Here is a 26,696-nt window from a genome sequence, read left to right on the forward strand (position 1 = left end):
GCACTCGTAGCTCCAGCGCACTCGTAGGAGGTGGCTCCGCCCATGCTCGTCCGCGACGCCATGAGCACCGTGGTCCTCACCATCGGCCCCGCACACACTCTCCGCCAGGCAGCAGCCCTGATGTCCGCCCGCCGGGTCGGCGCGGCGGTGGTCCTCGACCCGGACGCCGGCGGCCCCGGCATCCTCACCGAGCGCGACATCCTCAACTCCGTCGGCCTGGGCCAGAGCCCGGACATCGAACGGGCGCAGGCCCACACCACCATGGACGTCGTGTTCGCCGCGCCGTCCTGGACCCTCGAGGAGGCCGCGCGGGCCATGGCCCACGGCGGTTTCCGGCATCTGATCGTCCTGGACGACGACGAACCGGTGGGCGTCGTCTCGGTCCGCGACATCATCCGCTGCTGGGCCCCGGCCCGCCGACCGGCAGCGGTGAGCTGATGCACGACGGTGCCTGTACGGACAGGATCCGCACAGGCACCGCACTCGACCGCGACCATCGACCGACCGACCATCGACCGACCGAGCCCGACTGTGGGCAACCAGGTCCGCGTGAGCGGCGCCGGTTCAGCCGCGAAGGGCGCGCAGGGCCTGCACCCCGGCCTCCAGGCGCTTGCCGAAGTCGCCGTCCGCCCGACGGAAGTTGTCGATCGCGCGCTCGACGATGTCGTCGTGCGAGACCTGCGAGAGGGAGTCCGCGAGGTTGCCGATCAGGCGCTCCCTCTCCTCCTCGGACATCAGGCGGTACAGGTTGCCCGCCTGCACGAAGTCGTTGTCCTCGGCGTGCACCGGGGCCTCGTGGTTGCCCGTGGCGCCCTGCACCGGGACGGGCTGCCACAGCGGCCGGTCGGTCTGGAACGGGCCGCCGAAGCTGTTCGGCTCGTAGTTCCTGGCGCCCTTGTGACGGCCGTCGTACAGGAAACCGTCCCGGCCGTGGGTGCGCGCCTCGGTGGCGTGCGGGCGGTTCACCGGCAGCTGGTCGGCGTTGATGCCGACGCGGTAGCGGTGCGCGTCGCCGTAGGCGAACAGGCGGCCCTGGAGCATCTTGTCCGGGGAGGGACCGATACCGGGCACGAAGTGGGCGGGGCTGAAGATCGACTGCTCGACCTCGGCGAAGATGTTCTCCGGGTTGCGGTTGAGCTCGAGCTTGCCGATCTCGACCAGCGGATAGTCGCCGTGCGGCCACACCTTGGTCAGGTCGAAGGGGTTGAAGCGGTAGGTCGCCGCCTCGGCCGCGGGCATGATCTGGACGGAGACGGTCCAGGTCGGGTACTCGCCCCGCTCGATGGCCTCGCGCAGGTCACGCTGGTGGGAGTCGGGGTCCTTGCCCGCGAGGATCTCGGCCTCCTCGGAGGTGAGGTTCTTGATCCCCTGGTCGGTCTTGAAGTGGTACTTGACCCAGAAGACCTCGCCGGCCTCGTTGTTCCACTGGAAGGTGTGCGAACCGAAGCCGTCCATGTGGCGGTAGGACGCCGGGATACCGCGGTCGCCGAAGAGCCAGGTCACCTGGTGGGTGCTCTCCGGGCTGAGGCTCCAGAAGTCCCAGACGTTGTCCGCCTCCTGGCTGCCCGTATACGGGTCGCGCTTCTGGGTGTGGATGAAGTCGGGGAACTTGATGGCGTCCTTGATGAAGAACACCGGGGTGTTGTTGCCGACGAGGTCGTAGTTGCCCTCTTCGGTGTAGAACTTCAGCGCGAAACCGCGCGGGTCGCGGACGGCGTCCGCGGCACCGAGGTTGCCGGCCACGGTCGAGAAGCGCAGGAAGACCTCGGTCTGCTTGCCGATCCCGGAGAGGAAGGCGGCGCGCGTGTACGGGCTGACATCGGCGGTGACCGTGAAGGTGCCGTAGGCACCCGCGCCACGGGCGTGCACCACTCGCTCCGGGATCCGCTCCCGGTTGAAGCGGGCGAGCTTCTCCAGCAGGAGCTGGTCCTGAACGAGAACCGGGCCGCCGACGCCTGCCGTCTCGCTGTTCTGGTTGTCGGTCACCGGAGCACCGGCTTCCGTCGTGAGCGGTCCCTGCGTCACGTCAGCCTCCTGAGTCACTGCACTGCCTTCTTCCAGCCCGGTCACCCGACCAGTGCCGAAATTGATCCTACATTGGACAAAGTCCAAGTCAAGCAGTCATCCAAAGTCACACCTATTCGGAAACTGGTCCTTTGCTGTTAGGCTGGTTGGTATGAGTGACCTGTTGGAGCGGCTGCGCGGACGTGGATGGCGGATGACCGCGCAGCGGCGCGTCGTGGCCGAGGTCCTCGACGGCGAGCACGTCCATCTGACGGCCGACGAGGTGCACGCGCGTGCCGTCGCGAAGCTGCCGGAGATCTCCCGGGCAACCGTCTACAACACGCTGGGTGAGCTGGTGTCCCTCGGCGAGGTGCTCGAGGTCGCCACGGACAAGCGCGCCAAGCGGTACGACCCGAACGCGCACCGGCCGCACCACCACCTGGTGTGCGCCAACTGCGGCACGATCCGCGACGTCCACCCGATGGGCAATCCGCTGGCGGACCTCCCCGACTCGGAGCGCTTCGGCTTCACGGTGTCGGACGTAGAGGTGACGTACCGCGGCCTGTGCCCGAACTGCGCGGCGGCGTAGCGGCGCTTCGCCGGGCTTTGCGTCCGCCTGCGCAAGGGACACATCACAGCGTCACAAGGGACGCATGGAGGCATCAACAGACCGAGGCCGGAACCCATTTGGGTTTCCGGCCTCGGTCCTTCAGTAGCGGGGACAGGATTTGAACCTGCGACCTCTGGGTTATGAGCCCAGCGAGCTACCGAGCTGCTCCACCCCGCGTCGGTGAACGCAACATTACGTCAACGACACGGACAGAGGCAAATCGCTTCAGCGGCCCCGCTCCTCCGGTGCCCGGAGCCGCTCTCCGTCACGCCGACAGCTCCTCCCGCAGAGCGTCCCGCAACCGCGCCGCCCGCTCCGCCACCTCCGCCGGCCCCAGCGACACAGCCCGGTCGGCCCACCGCTGCCCCTCCGCCAGCTCCCCCCGACGCGCGTAGACCAGCGCCAGCCGCAACGCCGCCCGACCGTGCCCGGCGTCGGCCGCCCGGGTCCACCACAAAGCGGCTTCCGGCTCGCTCCCCTCCCTCGCCAGCAGCAGCCCCAGATTGAACGCGCCGTTCCGCGACCCGCCCTCCGCCGCCTCCCGGTACCACCGCGCCGCCTCCACCACGTCCCCCCGCGCGGCGGCCAGCATCCCGACCCGTACCTGCGCCCGACGGTGACCCTGCGAGGCCGCCCGCTCGTACCACTCCTCGCACTCGCTCTTCTCATGCGACGGCTCCCCGAGCTCGTGCGCGGGCACCGGGGGCCGCCGCGCGTCCAGGAGCGTGGCCAGCCGGTACGCCGCCTCCGCGCTGCCGCCCCCCGCGGCGCAGCGCAGATGCCGTTCGGCCGCCTGCTCGTCCCCGTGACGCAGTCGGGCGATCCCGACCTGGAGCGCCGCCTCGGTGTGCCCGGCGGCAGCCGCCCGCTCGTACCATCCAAGGGCCGTGTCGTCGTCGCCCCGCCCGGCATAGAGGATCCCCAGGTTGAACGCGGCGTCCACGCTCCCCGCCTCCGCAGCCTTGGAGAACCACGGTTCCGCCCCCGTCGCGTCCCCGCCCTGCAGCAGCAGGATGGCGAGTGCGTTCGCCGCCTCGCGATGCCCGGCGTACGCCGCGCGCCGGTACCACTGCTCGGCCTGCGCGGTCCGCCCCTGCTCGGCACAGAGCAGCCCCAGGTTGTACGCGCCGTTGACGTCGCCCGCGTCCATCGCCGCCCGGTACCACCGCTCGGCGGTCTGCGTCTCTCCACGCTCGGCGTGCAGCGCGCCCAGTGCGTTCGCCGCGTTGCCGTCGCCCTCCTGGGCGGCTCTGAGCCACCACACCGCGGCGCTCTCGGTGTCCCCCGCGTCCCGCAGCAGGAAGCCGAGCGCGCAGGCGGCCCGCGCCTCGCCGTCCTTCGCGCTGGTCAGGTACCAGCGACCGGCCTCCTTCAGATCGCCCCGCCTCTCCAGGATCGCCCCGAGGTGCAGCGCCGCCCGCCGGTGCCCGCGCGCAGCGGCCTGCCGGTACCACTGCTCGGCCTCCTCGAGCGCGGACGACTCGACACCGTTGCCAGCACCGGCCTCCTGCTCACACAGGGTCCTGCGGTCGAGCGTTCTCGCCAACCGGTACGCGGCCTCACGGTGCCCGCGCTCCGCGGCGGCCCGCATCCACTGCTCCGCACTGTCGTCACCGCGGTGCTCCAGCAGGTCGGCGAGCGCGTACGCCCCCAGAACATGCCCCTGCTCGGCCGCCTGGCGCAGCCAGTACTCGGCCGCCGGCTCGTCGCCGCGCTCACGGTGGTGCCGCCCGAGCGCGTGCGCGGCCGCGGCGGACCCGGCGACGGCGGCGATGCGCCACCAGCCGGCCGCCTCCTCCGCGTATCCCCGCTGGTGCAGAAGGACGCCGAGGTTGTTGGCGGCGGCGCGGTCACCCGCGGCGGTGGCGGTGCGCAGTTGGGGCTCGGCCCCGTCGAGATCGCCGCGGCGCAGCAGCATGGCCCCGAGGACGCTCATCGCCTGGACGTCGCCGGCCTCGGCGGCGAGCCGCTGCCGTGCCTCCTCGGCCGCCTCACCGGCCTCGTCCCGCTCGACGGCCTGCTCGACGGCCTTGTCGACGGATGGGTCGACGGAGGAATCGGCCGAATGATCGACGGACTGGTGGGCGAGCCGGTGGGCGGACATGTCGGCGGACTGCTCGGCCGGCCGGTCCACGAGCCGGTCGGCGGACCGCACAAATCGGCCCGTCCCGAACAGAGTTGCCTTGTCCCCCATAACGTCCATCGTCGCACCACCTGCAACCTGGGTACACCTGGTATACCGCAGCCAGTGAGGTCACTTCAGCGTTTTGTCGACATGCCCACAGAGAGACAAGTCAAACACAGAAGTGGCCAACTGCCCCCACAAGTAGCCGCATTTCAGGCAAGTCGCCTGGTCACGCCGTACGCCCCCTCGTGTCGCACACACGCCGAGGGCCCGGATCCACGATCAGGATCCGGGCCCTCGACTTCAGTAGCGGGGACAGGATTTGAACCTGCGACCTCTGGGTTATGAGCCCAGCGAGCTACCGAGCTGCTCCACCCCGCGCCGTTGTTCCTCAACCGTACCACGGCGCGGGAGGGTCCCCGGTTCAGCCCCCGCCGGAACCGCTCGGCGAACTACTGGGCGAACCACTGGGCGAGCTGCCGGGAGTGGCGGAGGCACTGCTGCCGCTCGCGCCGCCGCTGCCACCGCCACTGGTCTTCCCGGCCTTGGTCTGGGCCTCCTCGGCCTGCTTCAGCGCGTCCTGCAGGTCCTTCTGCGCCCGCCCGTACGCTTCCCAGTCGCCCTTCTTGAGGGCTTCCTGGCCGGCGTCGAAGGCCTTCTGGGCGTCCTGGAGCGCCTGTTGGACGGTCGGGTTGCCGGGCGTCGGCGGGTTGCCGGTCCCGGTGCCCGGCGGCGGGGTGGGGCCCTGTGCGCCGAAGACCTTGTTGAGCGCCTCGTCGAGCGTGTCCTCGAACGCGGTGTTGCCGCCGTACGTCACCAACACCTTGCGCAGCAGCGGGTACTTGAGCCCGCCGCCGCGGACGTAGACGGGTTCCACGTACAGCAGTCCCCCGTCGAGCGGCACGGTCAGCAGGTTGCCGTACTCGATGTCGGAGTCGCCGCCCTTCAGCAGCCTGATCGACTCGGCGATGCTCTGCTCGGAGTTGAACTGGCTCTGGACCTGCTTCGGCCCGTCGACCGTTCTGCTCGTCGGCAGCTTCAGGATTCTGATCTTGCCGTAGTCGGGGGTGCCCGCCTCGGAGTCGACCGCCATGAAGGCACTCAGGTTGTCACGGCCGTTCGGCGTGAACGTCGTCGTCAGGGAGAACGCCTGCGCCTGCTGGTCGGGCATCTTCATGCTCAGGTAGTACGGCGGCACCGCGTTGCCCGTCTTGTTCGTCGGGTCGTCGGGCACCTGCCAGACCTCGCTGCCGCTGAGGAACGTCTGCGCGTCCTTGACGTGGTAGCGGGTCAGCAGCTCGCGCTGGACCTTGAACAGGTCCTGCGGATAGCGCAGATGGGACATCAGCGACGACGAGATGTCGCTCCGCGGCTCCACGGTGCCCGGGAACGCCTTCATCCAGGTCTTCAGGACGGGGTCCTCGGTGTCCCACTGGTAGAGCTTGACCTCGCCCGTGTACGCGTCGACGGTCGCCTTCACCGAGTTGCGGATGTAGTTGACCTGGTTCTGCTGGGCCATCACCGCGCGCTGGGTGTTGCCCGCCGTCAGCGAGTCGGCCGTCGTGTCACCCAACGTCGTACGGGAGGAGTACGGATAGCCGTTCGACGTCGTGTAGGCGTCGACGATCCACTGGATGCGGCCGTCGACGACCGCGGGATAGGCGTCACCGTCGATGGTCAGCCACGGCGCGACCGCCTCGACGCGCTCCTTGGGCGTGCGGTTGTACAGGATCCGCGAGCCGTCGCCTATGGCGCCGGAGTAGAGGATCTGCGGCTCGCTGAACGCCACCGCGTATGCGGCCCGGTTGATCGGGTTGGAGAGGCTGACCCCGCTCTTGCCCCGGTAGCTGGTGGTCTTCTCGCCGTTGTCGTCGGAGTAGTCGATCTCCTTCTGGGGGCCGCCGACGATCGAGTACGTGGAGGTCTTCTCGCCGTAGTAGATCCGCTGTTCGTACGTCCCGAGGTCACCGGTCGACGGCAGGTCGGACTCGGTGAAGACGGGCTGGCCGTTGGCGTCGGCGGTGGTGCCCTTGGCGGCGACCACGCCGAAGCCGTGAGTGTAGCGGAAGTGGTCGTTGATCCAGTTGTTCTTCGGAATGCCGTTCAGGTTCAGCTCACGCAGACCGATGACCGTGTCCTGGTCCTTGCCGTCCTTCGTGTACCGGTCGACGTCCAGGTTGGTCGGGAACGCGTAGTAGTTCTTCATCTGCTGGAGCTGCTGGAACGTCGGCGAGACGATGTTCGGGTCCAGCAGGCGGATGCTCGCCGTGGCGTCCGCGTCGTCGCGCAGCGTGCTCTTGTCCTTGGTGCTGCTCGTCCCGGCGTACTCGCTGACCTGGGCGTCGTCGATGCCGTAGGCCTCGCGGGTCGCCTTGAGGTTCTTGTCGACGTACGGCGCCTCCTTGGCCTGCTCGTTCGGCTGGACCTGGAACTTCTGGACGATCGCCGGGTACAGCCCGCCGATGAGGATCGCCGAGAGCACCATCAGGCCGAAGCCGATCACGGGCAGCTGCCAGGTGCGCCGCCACAGGGTGGCGAAGAACAGCAGCGCGCAGATGACCGCGATGCAGAACAGGATCGTCTTGGCCGGCAGGTAGGCGTTCGCGTCGACGTACCTCAGGCCCGTCCAGTTGCCGGTCGCCTTGAAGTCGCTGGACTTGACCGCGAGTCCGTACCGGTCGAGCCAGTAGGCGACCGCCTTCAGGGCGACGAAGACACCGAGCAGCACGGACAGGTGCCCGGTGGCGGCGGCCGTGGCGCGCGCTCCCGGGGAGGTGATCCTCAGCCCGCCGTACAGGTACTGGGTCAGCGCGGCGGCGATCAGCGACAGGACCGTCGCGGCGAAGCCGAAACCGAGCAGGAAGCGGTACCAGGGCAGGTCGAAGGCGTAGAAGGAGACGTCCAGGTGGAACTGGGGGTCCTTCTGGTGGAAGGGCACGCCGTTCACCCACATCAGCCAGGTCCGCCACTGGCTGGACGCCGACGCGCCCGCGACCAGCCCCACCAGGGCGGTGATCCCGAGCAGCAGCCACGTCTTGTAGGGCGCGATCCCCATCCGGTAGCGGTCGAGGCTCTGCTGCTCCATGGACATGGCGCTCAGCGGCGGACGCAGCCGGTGCGCGAGCCAGATGTTGACGCCGACCGCTGCCGCCATCAGCAGACCGAAGACGAAGAAGAGCCCGATCTTGGTCCACAGGGTGGTGGTGAAGACGGACGAGTACTTCACCGACCGGTACCAGAGCCAGTCCGTCCAGAAGCCGGCGAACATGACGAACGCCATACCGAGGACGGCGAGGACCCCGAGCGTCATGAGCAGGGTCCGGGCCCGCCCGGACGGGCGGCCCACTCTGATCCGTGGCCCCGTCGGGCCTCCGCCGCGGTCCGGCATCTGGAAAGCCAAGGTGCGCACCTCGAAGTTCGCTGTTGATCCGAGTTGATCCGTCAGGCCCCCGTGAACGCGGACCATGGATGAGGCTCCACGATCGCGGAGCCTCACCTATGCAACTTACTGGCGCTTTACTCGGTTCCCGCTTCCGGGTGGGAACGAGGCAGGATTGTGACCATGTCCAACACTCCCATGGCAGCGAACCCGCTCACCCGGGCCGTGCTCGAGATCGACGAGTACGCCTCCGGCCTCGGCTGGGACCAGCCCGCTCGCCTCTTCGCCCTCGTCGACACCGCGCGTCTGCGGACCGAGGAGCCCGCGCTCGCGACCCAGCTCGGCCTGGAGGTCGAGCCCGAGGCCGCGGGTCTCACCCCGATCGAGCAGGACGAGATCCCTGCCGACCGGCCGCTGGACGAGTTCCTCGGCACCATCGCCTGGCCCGACGCGGTGGCCGGCTGTGCGCTCACGGTGGAGCGGCTGATGCTGCCGCCGTCCGCGGAGTCGCAGGTCCCCCAGGGACTGGGTGAGAAGAAGCTGGCCGCGTGGGTCGCCGAGCACCCGGAGCGCCAGGAGGTGCGGATGACGGTGGCGGTGCTGCGGGACGGCGCGCGGGAGTCGGCGCTGCGGCTGCGCGAGAAGGACTCGCCGACGGAGGTGCTGACGGGCCCGGACCTGGTGCCGGGCCTGGCGGAGGCACTGGCGGCGACGTTCGAGGACTGAGGGCTCCGCGTACACGTGGGGGGCGCCTGGAGGTTTCCGGGCGCCCCCCACTCATGTGAAGGCTCTGCTCGTCAGCCCTTGGTGGTGCACTTCGGCAGATCGGCTGTCTTGCCGGTGCGGATGTCCTTGAGGGCGTTCAGGGCGTCCCCGATGGTGTTGACCTTGACGAGGGTGAGCCCCTCGGGGGTGTCGTTGGCGGCTGCCGCGCAGTTGTCCTTGGGGGTGAGGAAGTACTGGGCGCCCTTGCTGCGCGCGCCGACGGTCTTCATCTCGACGCCGCCGATCGGCCCGACCTGGCCGTCGTCGTCGATGGTGCCGGTGCCGGCGACGAACGTGCCGCCGGTGAGGCTGCCCGGGGTGAGCTTGTCGTAGATCCCGAGCGCGAACATCAGCCCTGCGCTCGGTCCGCCCACGTCGGCGAGCTTGATGTCGATGGTGAACGGGAAGGTGTGATCGGTCCCGGCGGAGATCCCGACGATGGCGCGCTCCCTGCCGGTGTCGCGGGACTTCGTCGTGGTGATCGTCACATCCTTGGTTGCGGTGGCCGTCTTGCGCGCCTTCTCGGCGGCGGCCTGCTCCTTGGCGGGCACGATCGTGAACACGACATTCTCGCCGGGCTTGTGCTTGGTGACCAGCTTGGCGACGTCCTCGGGCACCTTCACGGCACTGCCGTCGACGGCCTTGATGACATCTCCGGCGTGCAGCTTGCCCTCGGCGGGCGACCCCTTGAGCACGGTGGACACGATCACCCAGGACTTCACCGGGACACCCAGCTCCTTCAGGGCGGCGACCCTGGCGCTCTCCTGGGACTGGCTGAACTCCTCGGCGTTCTCCTGCGTGGACTGCTGTTCGGTCTTGCCGTCCGGGTAGAGCGTGTCGTGCGGAACCACCTTGGTGTCGTGCGCCAGCCAGCCGTAGACGGCCTCCACCAGGTTCATGTTGTAGTCGGCGCTGGTGACCCGGACGGTGGTCATGTTCAGGTGTCCGGTCGTCGGGTATGTCCTGCGCCCGGAGATCTGCAGCACCGGCTGGCCGTCGTTGTCGTCCAGGGTGTTCACCGTCGGCCCCGGGGACATCTCCGAGTACGGCACTTTGATGAACACTCCCGCACACAGGAGCGCGATCAGCATCAAGGTGGAGGCGAGCATCGTCGCGGTGCGGCGTGGCATGGAACGACAGTACGGGACGGTGCTGTCAGCGGACCGTCAGGGCCGTCCGTACGAGCACGGCGGCCCCTGGATCCTCGGCGCGCTCAGCCGCCCGAGTGGGACCTCTCCATGGCCTCGCGGAAACGCGCGTACCCGGCGAGCTCGGAGCCGTCGCCCGCGGCCTTGCGGTTCCGACTGGCCCAACTGCCCCACAGTCCTGCACCGATCGCAGCCATAAGCGGAATCAGCAACCAGGCGAGCGCCGCCATGCCGACCTCCCAACCCCGATGAGCGACCGCAACTGACTGATCAGCAGATTAATCATCCGCAATGTCAACGCTCACGCGAGGGGTACGGTTACGCAACCGGAGCCCGGGTGAGAGGTTGGTTAACCCCAGGAGAGGTATTCACTCCCCCGCTCAGCAGGCACCCACCCGCCCTCCCGTCGCCCGACCACCACCCCTCGACGACGGCGCTACGCGCCGACCCATTCATCGGTGCCGTCGGAGAACCTCTGGTGCTTCCAGATGGGCACTTCGTGCTTGAGGTCGTCGATGAGCTTGCGGCAGGCCTCGAAGGCCTCGCCCCGGTGGGGACACGCCACGGCGACGACGACGGCGAGATCACCGACGCGCAGGTCCCCCACGCGGTGCACCGCCGCGAGCGCCCGCACGGGGTACTCGGCGACGACCTTCTCGGCGATGCGCCGCATCTCGGCCTCGGCGGTCGGATGGCACGAATACCCGAGCGCGTCGACGTCGGCCCCGTCGTCATGGTTGCGCACGGTCCCGACGAACAGCGCGATCCCTCCGGCGGCGTCGTCCCCGACGGCCCGGAAGACCTCGTCGACGGAGAGCGGGGTGTCCCGAATGGCCAGCAGCTTGATCGGCTCGTCCGCCACCTGCTCACCGGGGTGATCACTGTTGGGTGCCATGCCCCCATCGTGCCGTACACCCCGGAGAAGAAGGAACAGACGATCCAGGAGACACGCGCGCGTGGCCATTCGAAGCGTCGCGGTACGGGGCGAGCCACACCTGGCCGTCCGGTCTGTGAGGACGTATCGGGAGGAGGGATGAGAAGGACGCATGAGGAGGAGGCGACCGCAGGCCGCTCTCCCAGCGGCGCGCACTCTCAGCGCAGCCGAGGACGAGGCCGAGCCCGGGGAGCGGGGGTCTGGGGGCGCAGCCCGAAGGCTCCTGCCGAAGCCCCCGCACCGCCCCTCAGGCCCGCCGCCGCGCCTTCCGCGCCCTCCGCACCACCGCCGCCGCACCCAGCAGAGCGACCGTCGCCCCGGCGGCCCCCGCCGCCGTCGCGTCCTTGCGTCCCAGCCGCCGCCCCACCACGGTGTGCCGCCCGGCCACCTCCTCCAGCAGCTCGGCCAGCACCTCCTCGTTCGTCCACTTCGGCCGCCACCCGGCGCCGTGCAGCCGGCTCCCGCTCACGACCCACGGGTACATCGTGTACGCGAGGTCCCCGGCCGGCGACGGCGTCAGCCCGATCCGGTGCAGCCGGGCCGCCGCGCCCAGCGCGACCGCGGACGGCAGCTCCATCCGCCGGATCCCGCTCAGCTCTTCGACCTCCTCCTGCTCCAGCCACCCCTCGCATCCGACGGCCAGTTCCCCCTCCACCTTCTCCAGAACGGCGTACTCCAGCGCACTGCACAGGTCCTCGACGTGGCAGAACTGCCACGCCGGCCGCGAGCCCGCCACCACCAGAAGCCGAGGCGACTCGAAGTACCTGGTCAGCGCCGTGTCCGTGCCCCCGACCAGCACAGCAGGCCGCACCATGGTGACGTTGAGCCCCGGGTGCGCCCTCGGCGCCCGCCGCGCGAGTCGCTCGATCTCCAGCAGGTCTCCGACCCCGGTCGCCTCCGCCGTCGCCCGCAGCTCGGCGTCCTCCGAGAGCGGCAGCTCGTTGTCCGGCAGCGCCCCGTAGACCATCGCGGACGTGCACAGCACCACCCGGTGCACCCCGGCGGCCGCCGCCGCGGTCAGCACGGTCTGCGTTCCCCGCACGTTGTACGCCGTGCGCGCCACCGGGTCCGTCTCCAGGTCCAGGTCGAGCGCCAGGTGCACCACCACGTCCGCGCCCCGCAGCTTCTCCGCGATCGCCGGGTCCCGCACGTCCAGGATGTGCCACTGGGCCGCCGCGCACTCCCCGCGCCGCTCGTCGATGGCGACGACCTGCCTGATCTCGTCGGACGCGGCGAGCCGCTCGGTGAGCAGCGCGCCGACCCCGGACGCGGCGCCGGTGACCGCGACGACGGGCCCGCGGATGGCAGTCGACTCGCCGACGCGAAGCGTCGTCCTTGAGGGGCGGTGGTCGGGCGACGGGTGGGCTGAATGGTTTCGCGCTGCGCGAACCTGCGGATCTGGGGAACTCACCGGGCGTCTCCAGCGGTTGTCTTCCATACGGACGCAAAGCACGCGTGCGTACCAGGTGGCATCCATCCTGCCGCAGGCCGGGAGTCGGCGAAGCACCCAGGCCCGATCGGGTCAAGGTGTCTACGCTGGGTGGTGTTGTCGGGCAGCCAGCCGCCGGAAGGAACCGGTGGCCTTACCAGCCGAGGAATCCCGTGAGTGACACCCCATTCGGATTCGGCCTTCCGCCGGAGGAGCCGGAGAACGGCGACGAGGGCAAGAAGAAGGACCAGCAGAGCGGCGGTGGCCAGGGACCGGCCAACCCGTTCGGTTTCGGCACGCCCGGAGCCGGCGGTGCCGGCGCCGACAACCCGCTCGCAGCGATGTTCGGTTCCCTGAACCCCACCGACCTGGGCGCCGCCTTCCAGCAGCTGGGCCAGATGCTCTCGTACGAGGGCGGCCCGGTGAACTGGGACATGGCCAAGCAGATCGCCCGCCAGACGGTTTCCCAGGGCACCCCCGACGGCACCAAGGACCAGAGCGTGAGCCCCGGCGAGCGCTCCGCCGTTCAGGAGGCCGTCCGCCTGGCCGACCTGTGGCTCGACGACGCGACGTCGCTGCCGTCCGGCTCAGGCTCCGCGGTGGCCTGGAGCCGCGCGGAGTGGGTCGAGGCGACCCTGCCGGTGTGGAAGGAGCTCGTCGACCCGGTCGCCGAGCGCGTCGGCGCGGCCATGGGCGACGTCCTGCCGGAGGAGATGCAGGCCATGGCGGGCCCGCTGATCGGCATGATGCGCTCCATGGGCGGCGCCATGTTCGGTACACAGATCGGGCAGGCCGTCGGTGTGCTCGCCGGCGAGGTCGTCGGCTCCACCGACATCGGTCTGCCGCTCGGTCCGGCCGGGAAGGCCGCGCTGCTGCCGCTGAACATCGAGGTGCTCGGCAAGGACCTGGGCGTGCCCAAGGAGGAGGTGCGGCTGTACCTCGCGCTGCGCGAGGCCGCCCACCAGCGCCTGTTCGCGCACGTGCCGTGGCTGCGCTCGCACCTGTTCGGCGCCGTCGAGGGCTACGCCCGCGGCATCAAGGTCGACACGGCCAAGCTGGAGGACGTGGTCGGCCAGTTCGACCCGCAGAACCCGGAGGAGCTGCAGCAGGCGCTCCAGCAGGGCATGTTCCAGCCGGAGGACACCCCGGAGCAGAAGGCGGCCCTGGCGCGTCTGGAGACGGCGCTGGCGCTCGTCGAGGGCTGGGTGGACGCGGTGGTGCACGCGGCCGCGAAGCCGCGCCTGGCCTCCGCGGACGCGCTGCGCGAAACCCTGCGCCGCCGTCGCGCCTCGGGCGGCCCGGCCGAGCAGACGTTCGCCACGCTGATCGGCCTGGAGCTGCGCCCGCGCCGGCTGCGGGACGCCTCCCGTCTGTGGGCGTCGCTCACGGACGCGCGCGGTGTGGACGGCCGGGACGGCCTGTGGGCCCACCCGGACATGCTGCCGACGGCCTCCGACCTGGACGACCCGGACGGCTTCGTGCACCGCGAGCAGCTCGACTTCTCCGAGCTGGACAAGATGCTCGGCGAGGCGGCGGACGGCTCCGCTCCGAAGCCTGACCTGAAGAAGAAGGACGACGGCGAAGCCGAGGGCGACGACGCCGAGTGAGCCTCTACGACGACGCGGTCCTCGTGCTCAAGTCCTACGAGGACCAGGAAGAACTGCGCCAGGCCCATCTGGACCACCTCCAGGCGCACCCGGACGGCATGTGGAAGTCCTGTGGGGACGGGCACATCACCGCGAGCGCACTGGTGATCGACCCCGAGCACGGCCGGGTGCTCCTGACCCTCCACAGGAAGATCCGGATGTGGCTGCAGATGGGCGGCCACTGCGAGCCGGACGACGCGACGCTGGCGGACGCCGCACACCGCGAGGCGGCCGAGGAGTCGGGCATCGAGGGACTGATCCTGCTGCCCGGCGGGCCGGTGCGCCTGGACCGGCATCACACGCCGTGCGCCTGGCACCTCGACGTCCAGTACGCGGCGCTCGCCGCGGCCGGAGCCGTGGAGGCGATCAGCGACGAGTCCCTGGACCTGCGCTGGTTCCCGTACGCCGAGGTGGCGGACGTGGCGGACGAGTCCGTCGTACGGCTGCTGGAGGCGACACGCGCCAGGCTGTGAAGGTGTGAACGGGTGAGGGGTGACCGCCACTGCGGTCACCCCTCACTCATGCTCAGCTCCAGACGTTGCCCTGGTTCTGTCCCCGTGCCCCGTGCTGCCCCATGCCGAACTGCGCGGCCAGCCCCTGCCCGATCTGGGCGTTCTGCGGCGGCAGCAGCTCGCTGGGCTGCACCAGCGCGAAGCCGTTGCCCATGAAGCTGAGCTCCCAGCCCTCACCGGTGTTGCCGCGGCGCCGCCACACCCCGGAGGAGTGCGTCTGGGCCTGCATCTGCACCCTGAGGCCGGTGGACCAGGCGACGATCGCGTCGGCGTCGCAGTTGACGTACTTGTCCGGCGTGACCTGCATCAGCAGCGGCGCACCCGACGTCATCAGCGCGACCTTGCCGCGGCCGGTGATGTTGAGCTGGTACTTGCCCGAGCCGGAGATCCCGTACAGGCTGTCGACGGCGATGACCTCATGGTGCAGCGAAGAGTCCATCGCGAGGACGTAGCTGCTGTCGACGGTCAGCCCGTCCTGCTCGACGTCCATGATGTGCACGTGCTGGGCGAGGTTGGCGAGGTAGACGGTGCCCTGTCCGTGACAGCGCATCAGATCCAGGCCCTCGCCGGTGTGTGCACGCGCGCGCCGCTGACCGCCGCTCTGGTACTCGGCGTCGAACTCGATGAGCCCCTGGTAGGCGACCATGGTGCCCTTGCGCGCCAGGACGTCGTCGTGGCCCTGCATCAGGACGCGCAGCATCTGCGGGTTCTGCAGGCTGTAGCGCTCCTGGGTCTGCTGCTCGTTGTAGGCGAAAAGCGAGCTCTGCATGGTGTGCGGTTTCCCCCTCAGCCCCGGATCCGGAGGCGGTCGGTGCTGTCCTCGCTGGGCTGGACGACGACGATGCCCTGCCCGGAGAACGCCATCTGGTAGGCCTCGCCGCTGCCGCGCCCGATGAGCGACTGCGCCTTGAAGCTGCGTTTGCCCTTCACCTTGAGGTTCGGGGACCAGGCGACGAGCGCGTCCGGGTCGACGTAGGTCTCGTCCTCGCCACCGCCGCAGTCGACCACGATGGGGGTGCCCCGGGAGGTCAGGGCCACCCAGCCCTGCCCGGAGATCTTCGTGTTCCACAGGCCCTGCCCGGCGAACTTGGCGAGCCCCTTGACGCGTTCGACACCCCACTGCAGGTGGGCGTCGAAGGCGAGCAGGTTGGTGGCGTTCACGGAGATCGCGTCGCCGCCCAGGTTGATGACGACGACGTTCGCCCCGTAGTCGGCGAGGTAGAGCAGACCGTCGCCGGAGCACTTCATCAGGGGCGCGCCCTCACCGGTCATCCAGTCCCGCGCGATCTGGCGCACGGCGGGCGGGTTGGGCTCGTACTGGATGAACCCTTCGTAGGCGACCATGGAGCCCACGCGTGCGAGGAGGTCGTTCCCGGTCTGCATGGCGACCTTCAGCATGTGGCTGCCATGGTTCTCCATGCGGGCGGTGACGGGCGCGGGGGCGTAGCCCGCGAGCGGCTGGTGCATGACGGGCTCCCTCAGACCTCGTACGGCTGGACGACGACGAAATTGCCGGGCGCGGCGCGGAACTGCAGGTTGACGCCCTCTCCGGTGTGGCCCGGATAGGCGTTGCGGCGCATGCGCACCTGGCTGGAGACGATCACCTGGGCGGCGGCCGACCAGGCGACGACGGCGTTGGAGTCCACGAACGTCGTCGGGGTGACGGGCAGCACCACGGGTGCGCCGTGCGTCTTGACGACGATCGTGCCGGTCCCCTGGAACTGCATGGTGAACAGGGCGCCCCCGGGGATGCCGTGCCCCTCGATGCGCCGCACCTCGTACTGGAGGGATTCGTCGAAGGCGAGGACGTTCTCCGCGGAGACACAGATCGCGTCCCCCTGGAGCTCGATCGGGTGCAGATCCGTGGCGTTCTCCGCGAGGAACACCTGCCCCTGGCCCGTGCAGCGCATGAGCTGCATCTCCTGGCCGGTTGCGTTGCCCACGATCCGCCCGGCGAAGCCGGCTCCCTTGTAGCCGAAGTCGACCTTGCCCTGGTAGAGCACCATGCTGCCCTGGCGGGCCAGTACGGGCTGGCCGCCGATGCCGAGGTCCACGCGGACGAGCTTCTTGTTCTGCTGCGTCCACCGCTGCCCTGTGGACGTCTCCTTGAAGGCCTGCAAAACAGCGGCCACACCTGCGGCCTGCGGAGCGCCCTGGGGAGCGCCGTACGGGGAGGGGGCGCCGGGCGGGGCCGGGTACTGGCCGAGAGCCTGGCCGTACGGCGGCTGCTGTGCGTATCCGGGTGGCATCGACGCGGCCGGCTGCTGTCCGTATCCGGGCGGGGGGCCGGGCGGAGCGGGCGGCTGGGCGTGTGGCGCCGGGCCCGGCGGCGGCACGGCTCCGGCGGGAGGAGTGTTCAGGGGCGCGACGATGGTGGGCGCGGCGTGCACGGAGGGCGCGGGCGCCGGGGCGTGCGGAGTGGCTCCCTGAGGCGGCGCGTAGCCCTGGGGGGCGGGCTGCGGCAAGGGCGCGGGAGCGGGTGCCGGAGGTGCGGGGGGTGCGGGCGCCGGGGCAGGTGCGGCCGGGGCGGCGAACGCCGGCGGGGCGAACCCCGGGGCGGCACCGGTCTGCGGCTGCGGGGCGGGCGTCTGCTCCTCCTCGAGGGCCTCCCCGCCGAAGTTCTTCAGCAGTGCCTCGAGGCCGCCGTCGAAACCCTGCCCGACCGCGGCGAACCGCCAGACGTCCTTGAGGTAGAAGTCGCCCAGCATGACGGCGCGTTCGGTGGTGAACTCCGAGCCACTGAAGGGGTAGCGGGCCACTTCCTCGCCGCCCGCGACGATACGCAGGTATCCGGGGCCGATCTGCGACATCTGTCCGGCGCCGTCGATCGTCGCCGTGAAGGACAGCTTGTGGATGTGCGGCGGGATCTTGTCGAGCGTGACCCGGAAGGACTCCGTGTCCCCCGCCTGCGGACCGAGGAGCTGAATGGCCTCCTCCGGCGTCTTCGGCTGGTTGAAGAAGACGAAGTACCGGTCGTCCGAGAGCCGTTCATCGGCGTCCAGCCCGAAGCAGCTGATGTCGAAGGTCAGTCCTGGCCCCGAGATCTGCACACCTACGTACAGGTCCGTGCCCGCCGTGAGGTCACTGATCCTGGCCTTGTGGCCGCGTTGGAATTCCCTGGCCATGCGTAACGACCGTCCCCCATCCCGAATGTGAGTGCGTCGCGCCAGGCTAACGGCAAACGCGCGGAGCGGAGTGGGCCGGTACAGACCCGGTACACAACCGCATCGTCGCGAGGACCCGGCTGCTTCTCGGCGCTGTACGGCGTGCGCGCGCAGTACGGAGATGACCCGTACGACCGTTGAGGACGGTGTGGGCGGATCGCCCCTACTCCTCGTCCTGCGCCGGCTGGTACGGCAGCCGGTCGGCCGCGACCACCCCTTCCAGATAGCCGCGGGCACGCTCGGTGCGCGGATACGCCTCCAGCAACCGCCAGAAACGCGGCCCGTGTCCCGGTACGAGCAGATGTGCGAGCTCGTGCAGCAGGACGTAGTCGATGACGTACTCGGGCATGCCCTGCAGCCGGTGCGACAGACGGATGCTGCCCTCGGACGGGGTGCATGATCCCCAGCGTGTGTTCTGGTTGGTGACCCAGCGGACCGAGGCGGGCCGCGCCCGGCCGTCCAGGTACTGCAGCGACAGCCGCTCGGCGCGCTCGGCCAGATCGGCGTCGCCGATCACCCGGCGGCTCTCCTGGGCGGCCAGCTTGTCGAGCATGACGGTCACCCAGCGCTGCTCCTCCGCCTTGGACATCCGAGCGGGGATGAGCACGACGGTGCGATCACCCTCGCGGTACGCGGACACCGTTCTGCGGCGTCGCGCGCTTCTGCGAACCTCGATCGCGCTCGTCCCCGAGCCGCTCGGCGGCTGGCTCGTCGTGCTGCGCTGTGGCTTTCCGGCATGGTGCGGTGGGTCGGCGGACACGCCCCGACGTTACCCGCTGCACACCGGGGAAGTCCCGCCTCCGGCGCGGTTCCGCGCTGCCCCCCGCCCCTGCGCACTTGATTCATATGACGAACGCCTCCGCCTGTGGACAACTTTCGGCACGCTCCCGCTGCGTCCAGGCATGCTGGCATGAGTCGGCGGACCGACACATCCGCCGTCATACGACGACGTACCGACGCATTACGGACTACGGGGGCCGGTCATGCATCCGATGGTGAAGCCCGCGCTGCGGCGCGGCTGGCGCGATCTGAACACCGTCCAGTTCGGGATGGCACCCGCGCACGCGGTGGTGCTGGGCCCGGTGGACACCGCGACGGGCAGTTTCCTCACCTTGCTCGACGGCACCCGCGGGCTCCCGCTGCTGCGCGAGGAGGCCCGCCGCATGGGCCTGCCGGACGGACACGTCGACGCGCTCGTGGGCAATCTGTCGGGCGCTGGCCTGCTCGACGACGCCACCGGCGGTGGCCCGCAGGCCGACACCCTCCGCGGCAAGGCGACCGTCCTCGACCGCCTCCGTGTCGATCTGGCCTCCCTGTCCCTGGTCACCCGCTCACCCGGCGGGGCCGCCCGGCGTCTGGCCGCCCGCCGCTCCCTCCGCGTCCAGGTCCGCGGCGCGGGCCGTGTGGGCGTCCTCCTCGCCTCGCTCCTCGCGGGCGCCGGCGTCGGCGAGGTCGACGTCCGCGACACTGGCTGCGTCGAGCCGTGGGACGTGGCTCCGGGTGGCCTGCCGGCGGACGCGATCGGCGAGCGCAGAGAGGAGGCGGCCCGCCGCGCGGTCCGCGCGGCAGCCCCCGACCGGCCCCCGCGACGGGAACGCACCGCGCGCCGCTCTCTCCACGACGACCCGGACCCCGGCTTCTCGCTGGTGATCCTCGCCCCGCGCGACGGCGTCGACGTGCACGCTCCCGACCCTCTCGGCGCGGAACCGCTGATTGCCTCGGGAACACCCCATCTGTACGCGGGTGTCGCGGAAGGCACGGGCATCGTCGGCCCGTTCGTCCTGCCCGGCGAGACGAGCTGCGCCGGCTGCCTCGACCGGGGGCGCGCCGACCGGGACGAGACCTGGCCACGTCTGGTCGCCCAGTGGCGCTCGGGGCGCCAGCCCCAGGTCCAGGCGTGCGACCTGGCGTTGGCCACCGCCGTCGCGGGGGTCGCCGCCGGGCACGCGCTGGCCTTCCTGGACGGCTCCGAGCCCGCCAGCTCGGGCGCACGCTGGGAGGCGTCCGTGCCCCGGTTCGACTGGCACGCCCGGCCGGTATGGGCGCATCCCGCATGCGGGTGCGGCGCGGCGGAGAAAGGTAAGGAGGGACACACCTCGGAGGACGAGGAGCCACGCGAGACAATGGCGGAGCAACGGCCGTCGAGGAACCTCTCCCGCAAGGCACACGCGGCACGGCTGTCTGGGACTTGGAGGGCGCATGTCTGATCTTCCCCGGAAGGCGGTCACCCGGACCGCCAAGCTCGCCGCGCTCCCGCTCGGCTTCGCCGGGCGGGCGACCTGGGGGCTCGGCAAGCGGATCGTCGGCGAGTCCGCGGAAATGGTCGGCCGTGAACTCCAACAGCGCACCGCGGAACAACTGTTCAAGGTGCTCGGTGAGCTCAAGGGCGGCGCGATGAAGTTCGGGCAGGCCCTGTCCGTCTTCGAGTCGGCGCTCCCCGAAGAGGTCGCCGGCCCCTACCGCGCGGCCCTGACCAAGCTTCAGGAGGCGGCCCCGCCGATGCCGACCCGCACGGTGCACGGGGTCCTCGAGGCGAGGCTCGGCGCGGACTGGCAGGAGCTGTTCCTGGAATTCGAGGACAAGCCGTCGGCGGCGGCCTCGATCGGGCAGGTGCACCGCGGGGTGTGGCACGACGGCCGTGAGGTCGCGGTCAAGGTCCAGTACCCGGGCGCGGGCGACGCCCTGCTCTCCGACCTGAACCAACTCAGCCGTTTCGCCCGTCTGCTGGGCCCCCTGATCCCGGGCATGGACATCAAGCCGCTGATCGCGGAGCTGCGCGACCGGGTTTCCGAGGAGCTGGACTACGGGCTGGAGGCGCAGGCGCAGCGGGCCCACGCGGAGGAGTTCGCGGGCGACCCCGACGTCACAGTGCCGGCGGTGGTGCACCAGTGCGAGCAGATCCTGGTGACCGAGTGGATCGACGGCATACCGCTGTCGGAGGTGATCGCCGACGGCACCCCGGAGCAGCGGGACCGCGCCGGGCAGTTGCTGGCCCGCTTCCTGTTCTCCGGCCCGGCCCGTACGGGCCTGCTCCACGCGGACCCGCATCCGGGCAACTTCCGTCTCCTGCCCGGCCCCCGCCGCGGTGACGAGAAGGACGGCTGGCGACTCGGCGTCCTGGACTTCGGCACGGTCGACCGCCTGCCGGGCGGCCTGCCCACCCCGATCGGGCACTCCCTGCGCATGACCCTGGAGGGCGACGCCCAGTCGGTGTACGAACTGCTCTGCGAGGAGGGCTTCGTCAAGGAGTCCATCGCACTCGACCCCGACGCGGTCCTCGACTACCTCCTCCCGATCATCGAACCGGCACAGGCGGACGAATTCACCTTCACCCGCGGCTGGATGCGCAGCCAGGCGGCCCGTATCGCCGACCCGCGCTCACCCGCCCACCAGCTGGGCAAGCAGCTCAACCTTCCTCCGGCCTACCTCCTCATCCACCGGGTGACCCTGAGCACGATCGGCGTGCTGTGCCAGCTGGGCGCGACGGTCCGCCTGCGTGACGAACTGGAGGAGTGGCTGCCGGGCTTCCTGCCGGATGAGGCACCGGAGGAGGAGCCGGCAGCGGAGGCCTGACCGGCCTGGACCCGCACCGGACCAGGCTGCACACGGGTGACCGGTTCGGCCCGGATCTCCCAACGCGCCGCAGGGGCCGACCCCTCGGGCCGGCCCCTGCGTGGTTCTCCTGTGCCGACGGCGGTCGGCTACTGCATCACGGCCATGGCGAGCGCGCGGCGGGCGCGCAGCGAGGCGCGCTCGGCCCGGCGCTGCATCCGGCGGGCCACCACCAGACGCACCGCCTGGCGTTCCCGCTCGGCCTCGTGCAGCCGCTCATGCATATGCGCACGAGCCAGGGCTTCTGGGATGAGTTGCATCTCTCGGGTCCTGTTCTGACGCGAGGCGTTCGCGCCGGTGGTGGTGACGTCTGGGATCGCGGAGCCCATGGGCTCACTCGTGGACGGCTTCATCGGGGCCTGCTTCTTGGGGTCGTGCGTGAGGGGGCGGTCGATCGTTCCTGCGGTGTTCATGCCGTGACCGGGTTCTTGCGCGGGCGGCCACGCGGCCGCTTCCGGGCGACGACGACACCCTGGACGAAGAGCTCGCCACCCCAGACGCCCCAGGGCTCACGCCGCTCCTTGGCCCCGGCGAGGCAGGCCTCGATCAGCGGGCAGGTACGGCAGAGGGACTTGGCGTACTCGACGTCGGCCGGCGACTCGGCGAAGAAGACCTCCGGGTCGTACGAGCGGCACGGGACGGGTACGCCGAGGTTCTCGATGGCGTCGTCGAGCGCGGTCAGCGCGGTGAGCGGGGTCAAGGTGGAGTCCTCCGTGAGGCCGGGCGGGGGGATCGTTTCGGAAGGCGGTACGGACGGGGCGTGCGCTTCGAGTTGCACGGTTCGTCTTCCTCGTCTGGTCGTTCCGGTCCGATCGGACCGGGTGGCGGCTGGTACCGGGTTCTTTTCTTGTCCCGAGGCCCCTTCGCTCTGCCGTCCCCGTTCGGGGAAAACAGAAGGGCCGCGGATCCCGGATGGGGTTCCGCGGCCCTGAAGGCGCCGGCCTGATCATCGATCAGGCTGGATCACTCCAGGGTTCTGGCCCACGGAAGGCCCACATCAGGTGGTGCTGCGTCGTCTGCTTCCGGAATCCGGCACCGGCCGCCGCAAAGGCATAGGCCTGGGCCTGTGCCACTACTGCTTCCAGTGCCTTGGTCGGTCGCTCATTGCGCTCGCGGATGGGAAGACCCGCGAGAGACAGGGAGGACGCCGGACGGACGGCACGAATGCCGGACAGACCGGTGCCCAGGTCGGAGGCGCCGAGCATGCACGTGGAGACGACCGAGCGATCGGTCAGTTTGGCGGTGCGGGTGGAGCTGGTGCTGATGCTGATCACTTCAATCGCCTCCTCTCGGCGTCTCGGGGGACTGGGGTGAGCCAGTCCGACGGATATGCAAGTACAACACGGAATCAGGGCCTCCGAGAAGGCCGCTGTCCCCGTGGCTAAGAACCTATGGGGATCGCTGGGGCATGCGCAAACTATTTTTTCGACGAGTTGGTATCAGTCACCGTTGTCCTGTTCCCCGACATCGCGACCTGCGCAGATGGCCAGAACTTCGGCTCCGTAGCGGCCCAGTTTGCGCGCTCCGACCCCCGGGATGCGGGCCAGTTCACGTTCATCGGCGGGCACGGCCTCGGCGATCGCGATCAGCGTCCTGTCGGTGAAGACGCAGAACGCGGGCTGCCCACTGCGCTGCGCCTGCACCGCCCGCCACTCACGCAGCCGTTCGTACAGGCCCTCGTCCATGTCGGAGGGGCAGTCGTCACAGCGCATCAGTTTCATCTCCCCCGCGTCGGACAGCGTGCGCCCGCAGACCCGGCAGCGGGCCGGAGTTCTGCTGGTCCGGCGTGGGGTGAGGGCCGTGGCGGCCGTACTGAAGGCGCTGACGCCCCGTTCGATGCCTCCGGTGCCCCCGATGGAGGTACGGCCGGTGGTGGCGGAGGAGCCGGGACGCAGTCCGTCGAGGAAGCGACTCGGCCGTCGGACCGGGCGGCCACCCGGTGAGCGGGACAGGGACCAGGAGACCTGCAGACGTTCCCTCGCGCGGGTGACGCCGACGTAGAGGAGGCGGCGCTCCTCCTCGATCTGCTCGTCGGTCCTCGCGTAGGTGATGGGCATCATGCCCTCGGCGACCCCGACGACGAAGACGGCGTCCCACTCCAGCCCCTTGGCGGAGTGCAGGGAGGCGAGGGTGACGCCCTGCACGGTCGGGGCGTGCTGGGCGTTCGCCCGCTCGTCGAGTTCCGCCACCAGGTCCCCGAGGGTGGCACCCGGTTTGGCCGCGGCGAAGTCCTGGGCCAGATTTACGAGCGCGGCCAGCGACTCCCACCGCTCTCTGACGGCTCCGGAGCCCGCGGGCGGCACGGATGTCCACCCTTCGCCCGCAAGGACGGCACGCACCTGGGAGGGCAGGTCGACGGCGTCGTCGAGGAGGGAGTCGTTCGCGCCGAAGCGGGCGGCGCCGCGCAGGGCGACGCCCGCCTTGCGTACCTCGGGACGATCGAAGAACCGTTCGGCGCCACGGAGCTGATACGGCACTCCGACGTCCGCGAGGGCTTGTTCGTAGATCTCGGACTGGGAGTTGGTGCGGAACAGGATGGCGATCTCGGACGCGGGCACACCGTCGGCGAGCAGGTCGCGGATGCGGCGGGCGGCGCCCTCCGCCTCGGCGGGCTCGTCGGCGTACTCGGTGTAGACGGGTTCGGGACCGGGGTCGCGCTGCGAGACCAGTTCGAGGCGGTGTTCGGCGGCGCGGCCCCGGGCCTGGGCGAGCAGGCCGTTGGCGAGGTGGACGACCTGCGGGGTGGAGCGGTAGTCCCGGACCAGCTTGACGACCGTGGCTCCTGGGTGGCGGATACGGAAGTCGAGCAGGTGGTCGGGCGTGGCGCCGGTGAAGGAGTAGATCGTCTGGCTGGCGTCGCCGACCACGCACAGGTTGTCGCGGTCGCCGAGCCACAACTCCAGCAGACGCTGCTGCAGGGGGCTGACGTCCTGGTACTCGTCGACGACGAAGTGCTGGTACTGGGCACGGACCTCCTCCGCGATGTCGTGCCGGTCCTGGAGAATGCCGACGGTGAGGAGGAGGACGTCCTCGAAGTCGATGACGCCGCGCTCCCGCTTGAGGTCTTCGTAGGCGGCGTAGAGCTGGGCGATCTCGGCGGGGTCGCGGGGCGCTTCGCGGCCGGTCTTGGCGGCCGCGGCGGCATAGTCGGCGGGGACGGTCTGGGTGACCTTGGACCATTCGATTTCGGCTGTGACGTCCCGTAGCTCGTTGCGGTCGAGGCGGACACGGCAGGCGGCGGCCGCGTCCGCGACGATCTGCACCTTGCGGTCGACGATCTTCGGGAGGGTGCCGCCGATCGCTTTCGGCCAGAAGTACTGAAGCTGGCGCAGAGCGGCGGAGTGGAAGGTGCGGGCCTGGACGCCGGCGGCGCCGAGCTGGCGGAGGCGCCCGCGCATCTCGCCCGCGGCACGGTTGGTGAAGGTGACAGCGAGCACGCTGGAGGGCTGGAGGATGCCGGCCCGGACTCCGTAGGCGATGCGGTGGGTGATGGCCCGGGTTTTGCCCGTGCCGGCGCCGGCCAGCACGCACACCGGTCCGTGCAGGGCGGTCGCCACCTCGCGCTGCTCGGGGTCGAGCCCCTCGAGCACGGCGTCCGCCCCGCTCGGCGGAGACGAGTACAGGGAACTGCCGGGAACCCGGGAGAAGAGGGTGGAATGCCTTGCTGCTGTCACCCCGCCATGCTGCCAGGTCGGCGGAGGCGGGTGCGGCGGTTGTCCACAGGGGGACGATCGCGGTCGCACTAATACGACTACGACAGCCATCGCGCCCATACGACGGCCGTCACGTCGGTGCAGACGTCGGCGCGGGCGGGGAATGGTGGAACCTTCACGAACGTTGCCTTCTCAGCGACCACGCACCCTAGCCGTAAAGGAGCACAACCGACATGTCGGGCACTGTGACGATGTACAGCACCTCGTGGTGCGGCTACTGCCGTCGGCTGAAGAGCCAGCTGGACCGTGAGGGCATCGCGTACGACGAGATCAACATCGAGCAGGACCCGGAGTCGGCCGCGTTCGTGGAGAAGGCGAATGGCGGAAACCAGACGGTCCCGACCGTTCGGGTAGTTCCCACCTCGGGTGGCAACGAGGTCGTGATGACGAACCCAAGCCTTGCCCAGGTGAAGCAGGCACTCACCGCCTGATCCTCGCGCCACACGACCCCCGACGGCTTCAACGGCTGATCGGGGGTTTTGCGTGCCGCGGTACTCCTTTCCTGTTCTGGAAAGCCGGGGATCTTGACCTTGGCGTCCGCGGGTCGGAAGCATCGAACGCGACGAGGACTGTCGATGTGAGGGGGAAGCCGTGGGCGCACCGCTGCGGAAACTGTCGGGAGATCCGGAGTGCAAGAACGGCACGTGCCCGACGCTGTGGGGGACCGACGACGGCAATGACTACGTCGTGCAGGGCTACGTGATCAACGACCCCGAGCAGGCAGTCCAACTCGACCGGCTCGTGTCCCTGTCCCGGCTCCCCAACGTGACCGTTGTGGTGGTGCCCCTGGCCGGTCGGATGCCTGACTTCCCGATGACGTGCTTCAGCCTCCACGATGATCGGCTTGTGATCGTTGAGACGTTCCACTCAGAGATCACGACACGCGACCCCAGGGACGTTCAGACATACGTCGACACCTTCCACCGCTTCGCCGGCGTGTCCCTCTCTGACAGTCTCGGCTGAGACACCCCGTTTGTCGGGTTAGTCTGGATGGGCGAGACAGGAGATCCCTTCAGCATGGCCAGCACCACCCCGATACCCGCCGCCGGTGATGATCCGGCGCCGAAGCCGAAGCGGCGAACGTTCTCCGCGGAGTACAAACTGCGGATCGTTGCCGAGTACGACGCCGCCCCGGCCGGGGAGAAGGGCGCGATCCTGCGGCGTGAGCGGCTGTACCACTCGCACATCATCGAATGGCGCCAGGCCCGGGAGGCCGGCGCGCTGGACGCGCTGACCGACCGGCGGACCTCGGCGGTACGGCCGAAGAAGGCGGCCGAGCAGGCCGAGCTGGAGCGACTGCGTAAGAAGGTCGCCCGGCTGGAGAGGGACCTGGCTCGCCGGGACGCGGCCCTGGAAGTCATGGGAAAAGCCAACGCGCTCTTGGAACTGCTCTCCGAGAGCGCGGACTGAAACACGCCGCCGCGCCGGTGGTCGATGAGGCTTTCACTGGTGTGCAGGAGCAGTTGGGGACCGCGGCGGCCTGCCGGCTCACCGGGCGCTCACGCGCCACCCACTACCGCCACCTCAGCCCGAAGCCGAGGTCCGAACCGTCCCCAAGACCCGCGCCCGCCTCGGCCCTCTCGCCGGCCGAGCGGGCCGAGGTCCTGGCGCTGTTGAACCGGCCGGAGTACGCCGACCTGCCGCCCGCACAGGTC

At 70.2% G+C, this 26,696-nt stretch carries 25 protein-coding genes and 2 tRNA genes; 10 read left to right on the forward strand and 17 right to left on the reverse strand.

Going from position 1 to position 26,696, the window contains the following annotated elements; genetic code table 11:
* Positions 1 to 42: 42 nt before the first annotated feature.
* A complete protein-coding gene (locus AB0N14_RS01135) occupies positions 43 to 438 on the forward strand; it encodes a CBS domain-containing protein (protein WP_263231972.1) in 396 nt (131 codons plus the stop codon).
* Between the two features lie 126 nt (positions 439 to 564).
* Here AB0N14_RS01135 and AB0N14_RS01140 read toward each other — a convergent pair whose 3' ends face one another.
* A complete protein-coding gene (locus tag AB0N14_RS01140; protein WP_366023647.1) occupies positions 565 to 2,025 on the reverse strand; it encodes a catalase in 1,461 nt (486 codons plus the stop codon).
* A gap of 151 nt (positions 2,026 to 2,176) precedes the next feature.
* Here AB0N14_RS01140 and AB0N14_RS01145 point away from each other — a divergent pair, with 151 nt between their 5' ends.
* Positions 2,177 to 2,593 carry a Fur family transcriptional regulator gene (locus AB0N14_RS01145; protein ID WP_200419219.1) on the forward strand — a complete coding sequence of 139 codons (417 nt, stop codon included), beginning with the start codon at positions 2,177 to 2,179 and terminating at the stop codon, positions 2,591 to 2,593.
* Positions 2,594 to 2,717: 124 nt separating this feature from the next.
* Here the strand turns inward: AB0N14_RS01145 and AB0N14_RS01150 are convergent.
* From AB0N14_RS01150 to AB0N14_RS01165, 4 genes are all read right to left on the reverse strand, one after another.
* Positions 2,718 to 2,791: transfer RNA gene (locus AB0N14_RS01150), tRNA-Met, on the reverse strand.
* Between the two features lie 88 nt (positions 2,792 to 2,879).
* Positions 2,880 to 4,817: a tetratricopeptide repeat protein gene (locus AB0N14_RS01155; protein WP_366023648.1), complete on the reverse strand. Its 1,938-nt coding sequence runs from the start codon at positions 4,815 to 4,817 to the stop codon at positions 2,880 to 2,882.
* Positions 4,818 to 5,046: 229 nt separating this feature from the next.
* Positions 5,047 to 5,120, reverse strand: a tRNA-Met gene (locus AB0N14_RS01160).
* A 43-nt stretch (positions 5,121 to 5,163) separates the two neighbouring features.
* Positions 5,164 to 8,148: a UPF0182 family protein gene (locus tag AB0N14_RS01165; protein ID WP_366024228.1), complete on the reverse strand. Its 2,985-nt coding sequence runs from the start codon at positions 8,146 to 8,148 to the stop codon at positions 5,164 to 5,166.
* Between the two features lie 153 nt (positions 8,149 to 8,301).
* On the opposite strand from AB0N14_RS01165, the gene AB0N14_RS01170 reads away from it, so the two are divergent.
* A complete protein-coding gene (locus AB0N14_RS01170) occupies positions 8,302 to 8,844 on the forward strand; it encodes a PPA1309 family protein (protein WP_366023649.1) in 543 nt (180 codons plus the stop codon).
* A gap of 71 nt (positions 8,845 to 8,915) precedes the next feature.
* Here the strand turns inward: AB0N14_RS01170 and AB0N14_RS01175 are convergent, their stop codons facing one another.
* The 4 genes from AB0N14_RS01175 to AB0N14_RS01190 form a co-directional block, all read right to left on the reverse strand.
* Positions 8,916 to 10,013 carry a PDZ domain-containing protein gene (locus AB0N14_RS01175; RefSeq protein WP_366023650.1) on the reverse strand — a complete coding sequence of 366 codons (1,098 nt, stop codon included), beginning with the start codon at positions 10,011 to 10,013 and terminating at the stop codon, positions 8,916 to 8,918.
* A gap of 83 nt (positions 10,014 to 10,096) precedes the next feature.
* Complete coding sequence (locus AB0N14_RS01180; RefSeq protein ID WP_366024263.1) at positions 10,097 to 10,228, reverse strand: hypothetical protein; 132 nt, start codon at positions 10,226 to 10,228, stop codon at positions 10,097 to 10,099.
* A 239-nt stretch (positions 10,229 to 10,467) separates the two neighbouring features.
* A complete protein-coding gene (locus AB0N14_RS01185) occupies positions 10,468 to 10,926 on the reverse strand; it encodes a molybdenum cofactor biosynthesis protein MoaE (RefSeq protein ID WP_366023651.1) in 459 nt (152 codons plus the stop codon).
* Between the two features lie 286 nt (positions 10,927 to 11,212).
* Positions 11,213 to 12,376 carry an SDR family oxidoreductase gene (locus AB0N14_RS01190; RefSeq protein WP_366023652.1) on the reverse strand — a complete coding sequence of 388 codons (1,164 nt, stop codon included), beginning with the start codon at positions 12,374 to 12,376 and terminating at the stop codon, positions 11,213 to 11,215.
* A gap of 191 nt (positions 12,377 to 12,567) precedes the next feature.
* On the opposite strand from AB0N14_RS01190, the gene AB0N14_RS01195 reads away from it, so the two are divergent.
* Both AB0N14_RS01195 and AB0N14_RS01200 read left to right on the forward strand, forming a co-directional pair.
* Positions 12,568 to 14,001, forward strand: a complete 1,434-nt coding sequence (locus AB0N14_RS01195) for a zinc-dependent metalloprotease (protein WP_366023653.1) — start codon at positions 12,568 to 12,570, stop codon at positions 13,999 to 14,001.
* Entirely contained in the window at positions 13,998 to 14,513 is a 516-nt protein-coding gene (locus tag AB0N14_RS01200; protein ID WP_366023654.1) for an NUDIX hydrolase, read from the forward strand. Before AB0N14_RS01195 ends, AB0N14_RS01200 begins: the two co-directional genes overlap by 4 nt.
* Positions 14,514 to 14,565: 52 nt before the next feature.
* Here AB0N14_RS01200 and AB0N14_RS01205 read toward each other — a convergent pair whose 3' ends face one another.
* The 4 genes from AB0N14_RS01205 to AB0N14_RS01220 form a co-directional block, all read right to left on the reverse strand.
* The gene (locus AB0N14_RS01205) at positions 14,566 to 15,321 is read right to left on the reverse strand and encodes an AIM24 family protein (RefSeq protein WP_366023655.1); all 756 of its coding nucleotides are present in this window, start codon (positions 15,319 to 15,321) and stop codon (positions 14,566 to 14,568) included.
* Positions 15,322 to 15,338: 17 nt separating this feature from the next.
* Entirely contained in the window at positions 15,339 to 16,019 is a 681-nt protein-coding gene (locus AB0N14_RS01210; protein ID WP_366023656.1) for an AIM24 family protein, read from the reverse strand.
* 11 nt (positions 16,020 to 16,030) lie between these two features.
* Positions 16,031 to 17,677 (reverse strand): TerD family protein, encoded by a 1,647-nt coding sequence (locus AB0N14_RS01215; RefSeq protein WP_366023657.1) that lies wholly within the window; start codon positions 17,675 to 17,677, stop codon positions 16,031 to 16,033.
* Positions 17,678 to 17,879: 202 nt separating this feature from the next.
* Entirely contained in the window at positions 17,880 to 18,476 is a 597-nt protein-coding gene (locus AB0N14_RS01220) for a M48 family metallopeptidase (RefSeq protein ID WP_366023658.1), read from the reverse strand.
* A 223-nt stretch (positions 18,477 to 18,699) separates the two neighbouring features.
* Here AB0N14_RS01220 and AB0N14_RS01225 point away from each other — a divergent pair, with 223 nt between their 5' ends.
* Both AB0N14_RS01225 and AB0N14_RS01230 read left to right on the forward strand, forming a co-directional pair.
* Positions 18,700 to 19,923, forward strand: coding sequence for a TOMM precursor leader peptide-binding protein (locus AB0N14_RS01225; RefSeq protein ID WP_366023659.1), 1,224 nt, complete (start codon positions 18,700 to 18,702; stop codon positions 19,921 to 19,923).
* A complete protein-coding gene (locus AB0N14_RS01230) occupies positions 19,916 to 21,289 on the forward strand; it encodes an AarF/ABC1/UbiB kinase family protein (protein ID WP_366023660.1) in 1,374 nt (457 codons plus the stop codon). The genes AB0N14_RS01225 and AB0N14_RS01230 overlap by 8 nt, the downstream gene beginning before the upstream one ends.
* 128 nt (positions 21,290 to 21,417) lie before the next feature.
* Here AB0N14_RS01230 and AB0N14_RS01235 read toward each other — a convergent pair whose 3' ends face one another.
* The 4 genes from AB0N14_RS01235 to AB0N14_RS01250 form a co-directional block, all read right to left on the reverse strand.
* A complete protein-coding gene (locus tag AB0N14_RS01235) occupies positions 21,418 to 21,741 on the reverse strand; it encodes a hypothetical protein (RefSeq protein ID WP_366023661.1) in 324 nt (107 codons plus the stop codon).
* Entirely contained in the window at positions 21,738 to 22,106 is a 369-nt protein-coding gene (locus tag AB0N14_RS01240) for a WhiB family transcriptional regulator (protein ID WP_019072119.1), read from the reverse strand. Before AB0N14_RS01240 ends, AB0N14_RS01235 begins: the two co-directional genes overlap by 4 nt.
* A 175-nt stretch (positions 22,107 to 22,281) precedes the next feature.
* Positions 22,282 to 22,602: a hypothetical protein gene (locus AB0N14_RS01245; protein WP_366023662.1), complete on the reverse strand. Its 321-nt coding sequence runs from the start codon at positions 22,600 to 22,602 to the stop codon at positions 22,282 to 22,284.
* Positions 22,603 to 22,767: 165 nt separating this feature from the next.
* A complete protein-coding gene (locus AB0N14_RS01250) occupies positions 22,768 to 25,101 on the reverse strand; it encodes an ATP-dependent DNA helicase UvrD2 (RefSeq protein WP_366023663.1) in 2,334 nt (777 codons plus the stop codon).
* 113 nt (positions 25,102 to 25,214) lie between these two features.
* On the opposite strand from AB0N14_RS01250, the gene AB0N14_RS01255 reads away from it, so the two are divergent.
* From AB0N14_RS01255 to AB0N14_RS01265, 3 genes are all read left to right on the forward strand, one after another.
* The gene (locus AB0N14_RS01255; protein WP_366023664.1) at positions 25,215 to 25,472 is read left to right on the forward strand and encodes a mycoredoxin; all 258 of its coding nucleotides are present in this window, start codon (positions 25,215 to 25,217) and stop codon (positions 25,470 to 25,472) included.
* A 160-nt stretch (positions 25,473 to 25,632) separates the two neighbouring features.
* Positions 25,633 to 26,004, forward strand: a complete 372-nt coding sequence (locus AB0N14_RS01260; protein ID WP_366023665.1) for a Scr1 family TA system antitoxin-like transcriptional regulator — start codon at positions 25,633 to 25,635, stop codon at positions 26,002 to 26,004.
* 54 nt (positions 26,005 to 26,058) lie between these two features.
* Positions 26,059 to 26,451, forward strand: coding sequence for a transposase (locus AB0N14_RS01265; RefSeq protein WP_366023666.1), 393 nt, complete (start codon positions 26,059 to 26,061; stop codon positions 26,449 to 26,451).
* The last annotated feature ends 245 nt before the right edge of the window (positions 26,452 to 26,696 follow it).

Source organism: Streptomyces sp. NPDC051104 (genome assembly GCF_040682835.1).
In the GTDB taxonomy this organism is placed as follows: domain Bacteria; phylum Actinomycetota; class Actinomycetes; order Streptomycetales; family Streptomycetaceae; genus Streptomyces; species Streptomyces cynarae.

Excerpts from the sequence above, each read along its gene's own strand:
- AB0N14_RS01135 (WP_263231972.1), top strand. The coding sequence starts at position 43 with ATGCTCGTCCGCGACGCCATGAGCACCGTGGTCCTCACCATCGGCCCC.
- AB0N14_RS01145 (WP_200419219.1), top strand. The coding sequence starts at position 2,177 with ATGAGTGACCTGTTGGAGCGGCTGCGCGGACGTGGATGGCGGATGACC.
- AB0N14_RS01155 (WP_366023648.1), bottom strand. The coding sequence starts at position 4,817 with ATGGACGTTATGGGGGACAAGGCAACTCTGTTCGGGACGGGCCGATTT.
- AB0N14_RS01170 (WP_366023649.1), top strand. The coding sequence starts at position 8,302 with ATGTCCAACACTCCCATGGCAGCGAACCCGCTCACCCGGGCCGTGCTC.
- AB0N14_RS01175 (WP_366023650.1), bottom strand. The coding sequence starts at position 10,013 with ATGCCACGCCGCACCGCGACGATGCTCGCCTCCACCTTGATGCTGATC.
- AB0N14_RS01180 (WP_366024263.1), bottom strand. The coding sequence starts at position 10,228 with ATGGCTGCGATCGGTGCAGGACTGTGGGGCAGTTGGGCCAGTCGGAAC.
- AB0N14_RS01185 (WP_366023651.1), bottom strand. The coding sequence starts at position 10,926 with ATGGCACCCAACAGTGATCACCCCGGTGAGCAGGTGGCGGACGAGCCG.
- AB0N14_RS01205 (WP_366023655.1), bottom strand. The coding sequence starts at position 15,321 with ATGCAGAGCTCGCTTTTCGCCTACAACGAGCAGCAGACCCAGGAGCGC.
- AB0N14_RS01210 (WP_366023656.1), bottom strand. The coding sequence starts at position 16,019 with ATGCACCAGCCGCTCGCGGGCTACGCCCCCGCGCCCGTCACCGCCCGC.
- AB0N14_RS01215 (WP_366023657.1), bottom strand. The coding sequence starts at position 17,677 with ATGGCCAGGGAATTCCAACGCGGCCACAAGGCCAGGATCAGTGACCTC.
- AB0N14_RS01225 (WP_366023659.1), top strand. The coding sequence starts at position 18,700 with ATGCATCCGATGGTGAAGCCCGCGCTGCGGCGCGGCTGGCGCGATCTG.
- AB0N14_RS01230 (WP_366023660.1), top strand. The coding sequence starts at position 19,916 with ATGTCTGATCTTCCCCGGAAGGCGGTCACCCGGACCGCCAAGCTCGCC.
- AB0N14_RS01235 (WP_366023661.1), bottom strand. The coding sequence starts at position 21,741 with ATGAACACCGCAGGAACGATCGACCGCCCCCTCACGCACGACCCCAAG.
- AB0N14_RS01250 (WP_366023663.1), bottom strand. The coding sequence starts at position 25,101 with ATGGGCGCGATGGCTGTCGTAGTCGTATTAGTGCGACCGCGATCGTCC.
- AB0N14_RS01255 (WP_366023664.1), top strand. The coding sequence starts at position 25,215 with ATGTCGGGCACTGTGACGATGTACAGCACCTCGTGGTGCGGCTACTGC.
- AB0N14_RS01265 (WP_366023666.1), top strand. The coding sequence starts at position 26,059 with ATGGCCAGCACCACCCCGATACCCGCCGCCGGTGATGATCCGGCGCCG.